This window comes from Pseudoalteromonas sp. Z1A6 (assembly GCF_011378745.1).
Classification (GTDB): domain Bacteria; phylum Pseudomonadota; class Gammaproteobacteria; order Enterobacterales; family Alteromonadaceae; genus Pseudoalteromonas; species Pseudoalteromonas arctica.
In genome coordinates this window covers 1-5,044 of record NZ_WTKW01000300.1, presented here as the reverse complement: position 1 = coordinate 5,044, position 5,044 = coordinate 1, and the positions used below count along the sequence as shown (strand labels likewise).

Below are 5,044 nucleotides of genomic sequence, written 5' to 3'. Positions count from 1 at the left end.
CCTTTTTTAATTACTAAAATTCATTTTTTGGAGTAGATAAGCTCAATATTAACGATTTTACTACGATTTAACGTTATTTTATAGCGTTGGTAGAGTGTTTTATCTTCCTCAGTTAGCACAAGCACCATGTTAAGTTGATAGCGCCGTTCAACCGCCTGCTTAGAAATTTTATTACTATCTAAATGATATAACTTCCCTTCACCACGCTTTAAATAACGCGCAAATGGTGCAAGACTAAATTGCAGTGTTTGTTGCAGTGTATCGTAACCGGGTAAAAATTCTTTTGCACTAACACGTGTCTCACTTGCAAAGTGTAACCACTGCGCGGCTTGTTTATTTTGCTGACGACGCTTTGAAAAAATAGATCTAACTTCTTTAGGTATTTTTTTAAAGCGTGTGTATTCAAGCCAAATTAGCTGACTCGCTATTTTGTCTTTGGTAATACTATTTTTAAAACTAAATCGCCACTTAGGTCGCCCTTGTACAATAGCTCGCCAGATCATACGTGTAATGTCTTCTTTAAATATTTCACGTAGTCCGTAAATGACCCCCAAAATTAAAATAAGCGTCGCGGTGACTTCAGTAAACGTTGAGCGGGCATTAAGTATCACAACCATCACAAATGCCATGATAACAGCTGTTACAGTGCCTTTAACTAATCGTTTAAGGTAGCTGTTAAGAAAACGCGTTTGGCGCTGTAATATAACGCCATGCTCAATTAAACGTTGTAACAAGCGCATTTTATTTGTTATTCGATTTGCGTCTTGCATGGTGGTTTCAGAATTATAGTTTTTGTCTGCTCGGTACGTATTTTCGTTTTTACAAAACTGCAGTAAATCGTTACGCTCTTTTGCATAATCGCTACTACGTGGGCCTTCATCTAAAAGCTTTAAAAATGATTGCTCGACATGCCAACTTAAATAGTTGTCAGCATTGGTAAAAAATGGAAGTAGTTTTTCGTCATCTGGCGTGTAGCGACGCAGCTTTTTTAAAAGTCCTTCACTTTGTTCATATACTTCGTTAGCGCGTTTATAAAAGTCTTCTGCTTCATCAATTTTTAACGCGTCTTTAATGTCGGCATCAAGGGCTAAACGCACTTGGTAACAAAATAAATTAAGGTTTTGACGGTAATCTTGCTGCTCACCTTTGTTTTTACTAACAAAACGGCTTCGTACTAATGGCAAGTGTATATTGTTAGCATTGTAGGCTAAATGCGATTTAAAGTGGTTATTAAAGTAAGATTCTTCGGTAAGCGTTTGCGGATTAATCCCCATTTCATTAGGGATAGAAAAATACAGATCTATGCGCTGTTCAGAACGAGGAGTTAGCTCTGGTTCAATGACAAAAGATAAGTTTTCATCTTGTTTTAACAATCAGTTCTCCTTCTAAAATATCGTTTTAGTGTACTTGTCTCCTTTGTTTTGTTCAATAAAAAAGGCTCAGTAAATACTGAGCCTTAATACGATTAATGTGCTAGTTAAAACTTGTAGTTTACACTTGCAAAAACACGTGAACCAATTACATCATAAACTTCTGGAACAGTACCCATATCGTTACCACCTAATACTTTCTCAGGCTCTTTATCGAAAATGTTGTTCATGCCACCAGTAAATCGTAATGCATCATTCAAGTTGTAGCTCATTGAAATATCGTGGTAAATAACGTTGTCAGTACTAAAGTTTTCACCGTAGTAGTCACCATCCATTCCACGAAGGAATCTTGCGTTATAAAGGATATTTAATGAATCAGTTAGATCGTAATTAACTGAAAGGTTAGACTTTATTTTAGAGTAACCACCGATGTTGCCATCAATAGTACCTGTGTAATTAATGTCATCTTCTTCAAACTTAATTAAATAAGTTGTATCAAGGTTTATACGGTAGTTATCTGCAGAGTAGCTAATATTCCAATCAACACCTGACGTTTCTTGAGAACCTACGTTAGTTAGTGCTGAACTTAGGTTAGATAAGTCACCAGATTGTGTGATGTTTACTGATGAACATGATTCTGAGTCACCTGCAAAACAGCTATTCATTTCGTTTTGAACATCTAAGCGAGTAATCGCATTAGTAATATCAAACTTCCAGTAATCTAGAGTTGTTGATAAACCGTCAGCTACTTCCCAAACCATACCAAAAGTGAAAGAGCGACTTTCTTCGGCTTTAAGATCGTTATCACTTGTGTAGTTTACAAGTATTTGAGCATCTTGTTCGTTGCCCCATGGATCAGCTAGGTAATCGTACGAACCTGAGTTACCACCAAACAGTTCCGATACGTTTGGTGCTCTAAAGCCAGTAGCTAATACAGAACGAACCATAAACTCTTCAGTTACATTCCACGTTGCACCAAGTTTCCACGTTGTTTCGCCACCAAAGGTAGAGTAGTTATCGTAGCGAGCAGCACCTTCAAGGGTAACAGTCTCTAATACCGGCATAGATGTTTCAAAGTAGATAGACTGTACTGAGAAATCACCTTCAGTTGGATCTTGTTGTGCAGCTGTGCTCTCACCAAGCTGAGTAATTAGATCTGGTGTGTAGTAACCACTTTCAAAGCGGTTTTCTACACCGATTGCGTAACCAATATCACTTTCTGTTACTGCGCTATAACCAGCTGAAAGAATAAATTGCTCGTTACCACCTTCGTTTGACTCAGTATAAATTGAATCGTTAGATGTTAATAAGCTACGATCTAAAGAATCACCGCTGAACCAAAGAGCTTGGTTTGCATAAATGCTTTCTTCAACTCGACTTGCATTAATTGAGTTTTGAACTTTATCTTTTGAGTCATTACGGCCGTAAGTTGCACTTACATCCCAGCTTGCATCGTTATCTAATAAACCTTGTAATGCAACAGATACACGGTAAGTGTCAGTTTCTTGCTCATAAATACGAGGACCAGCATCAACCATTCTTCTTCTGTACTCTAAAGAGTCAACAAGATCGCCTGTATCTGCGTCACGGAAGCTATCTGTGTAAGTTGAATCCAAGCTAGAAGTACTTAAATCAATACTTGCTGGTTGTGGTGCAAGTTGTTGATTAGATTCACGACGTGTATACATCAAATCAACATTAAATGTAGTGTCTGAGTCTAGCTCTTTGTCAAAACTAGTAAATAAGCTGTATAGCTCATTCGGTGTTTGAGCATAGCTTGATGTTGTGAAGTCGTATGAAGTAGTTCTATCTGCAAAAACACCATTACCCTGGTAAGTTCTGCCGCCCAGTGTTCCTTCAGGGATAAATGAAGACTCGCCAGGCTCTACAAAACGACGATCCGACTGAATTACTTCACCACGGTTTGAGTATTGAGCACCAACAACTAAGTTGCCATCGGCAATATTCATTCCGTGTAATAAACTAACACCGTAGTTATTGCCATCACCTTTTGTAGTGCGGCTGCCTTCAACGTTTAACTCTGAACCTTCAAAATCTTTCTTTGTTATGATGTTAACAACACCAGCAATAGCATCAGAGCCATATACTGCAGACGCGCCGTCTTTTAAGATTTCGATAGATTTGATCATTGCTACAGGAATGGTATTTAAATCAACAGAAGAATCTGCGCCGGTACCTGAAGAAACCATACGACGACCGTTTAGGAGTACTAACGTACGTTGTGAACCCATACCACGTAAGTTTACTGTTGCTGAACCGCCAGAACCATTATTACTTGAAGCGCCTAAGCTAATACCAGCAGCTGATGGCTGAGTAGAAAGTATGTCAGCAACAGATGTGAAACCACTTTTTGCAATGAAGTCATCACCGATAACTGTGATTGGGCTTGCTGTTTCCATATCAGTACGGTTAATACGAGAGCCCGTCACCTGAATTTTTTCAATTGATGTAGCTGCTTCGTCAGCCGCTAAAACTTGCACACTTGAGAACATTGGTATTGCTGCAATTACAGCTAAGCCAAGAGTTGATTTTTTCATGAAAGAACCCTACTTGTTGAAGTTTACCTTTATTGGTAATGCTCACTTGTTATAAGAATAGTGAGTCAGATGGGCAACTTAGGCGCCTTTAACTGAACGAAAACTTAACGCCAGTGCGTTTTTTATCAACCAACAAAATAGAAAAACTCTTTTGGGGACATACGTTACAACTTGTTTCATTGCTAACTAATAAATACACTTAAATATCAATAGCATAAACAATTTAAGATACTTAAATAACACAGTTGAAACCAAACTGGTCAACTTTGTAATTCAATGTAACTAATCGAATCATGTACCAAATTCAGATAAATTAACAAGTTAATCACAGCAAATTATTAAAACCGCAAAACTAAATGTTAATTACTAACCGAATTTACCCATGTTTGGTGCTTAAATAGCTTTATTTGACTACTTTGCGGTTTTTTTGATTAGACTTTTTGTTCAGCCACAATTAAAACTGTGTCTTTATTGAATTAGTTTCATATTATAAAAACTTAATTGGCTACTTGATTCAAATAGCAGTTTTAGTGATCTTCTCGCTTGAATAATCGTATGGATAACAATGCAAATTGCTAATGGTAAATGGATTGCATGAAAGTTAGGTATTGAGCCTAATACGTTACATAAAAGGAGTAATTTAGTGTTTGTATTAAAGAGGTTGTATTATCTTTGACTGTTAGCTCTAAATTCCAGAGCATATTTTGCTCAGAACAAATGCCAACCATGGTATTACTCTGCCACAGGCCATCATGTTTTTTAAATTGCTGAGGAATGTAACCCATATACATAGTAATGCCTTTAAGCTTGGCACCTTCAATTGTAAGGTTTGTTGGCAAATCACTAAAAATAGTAAATGGAGTTTCGGGAGAAAGGGTTTTCTCGCTTAACCATACTTTAACATCATTTGAAAAAGTACAAGGCAAATTGGCTGTGCATGTGACATTTTCTAGAAACTTTTCATCTGTATTTTTGGAAAAATCACATGCTGTTAATAAAAAAAATATCGCCGTGAATAAACTTAATCTATATATAAGCATAACAATTTCGCACTAAAGAAAAACAAATTCTAATAATCGCGACTGCAAATAACAAGTGCGAGTGTTACTATTAAGC

Annotated in this window: 3 protein-coding genes; all 3 read right to left on the bottom strand. The window is 37.0% G+C overall.

What is annotated here, in order from left to right:
* Positions 1-20: 20 nt before the first annotated feature.
* Entirely contained in the window at positions 21-1,373 is a 1,353-nt protein-coding gene (locus tag GQR46_RS15840) for a hypothetical protein (protein WP_165728829.1), read from the bottom strand.
* A 104-nt stretch (positions 1,374-1,477) separates the two neighbouring features.
* On the bottom strand, positions 1,478-3,928 hold the full coding sequence (locus tag GQR46_RS15835; protein WP_165728830.1) for a TonB-dependent receptor: 2,451 nt from the start codon (positions 3,926-3,928) through the stop codon (positions 1,478-1,480).
* Positions 3,929-4,542: 614 nt separating this feature from the next.
* Entirely contained in the window at positions 4,543-4,968 is a 426-nt protein-coding gene (locus GQR46_RS15830) for a hypothetical protein (RefSeq protein ID WP_165728831.1), read from the bottom strand.
* Positions 4,969-5,044: the final 76 nt, after the last annotated feature.

Bases quoted from the DNA above. Each gene is read 5' to 3' on its own strand.
- GQR46_RS15835 (WP_165728830.1), bottom strand. From the start codon at position 3,928: ATGAAAAAATCAACTCTTGGCTTAGCTGTAATTGCAGCAATACCAATG.
- GQR46_RS15830 (WP_165728831.1), bottom strand. From the start codon at position 4,968: ATGCTTATATATAGATTAAGTTTATTCACGGCGATATTTTTTTTATTA.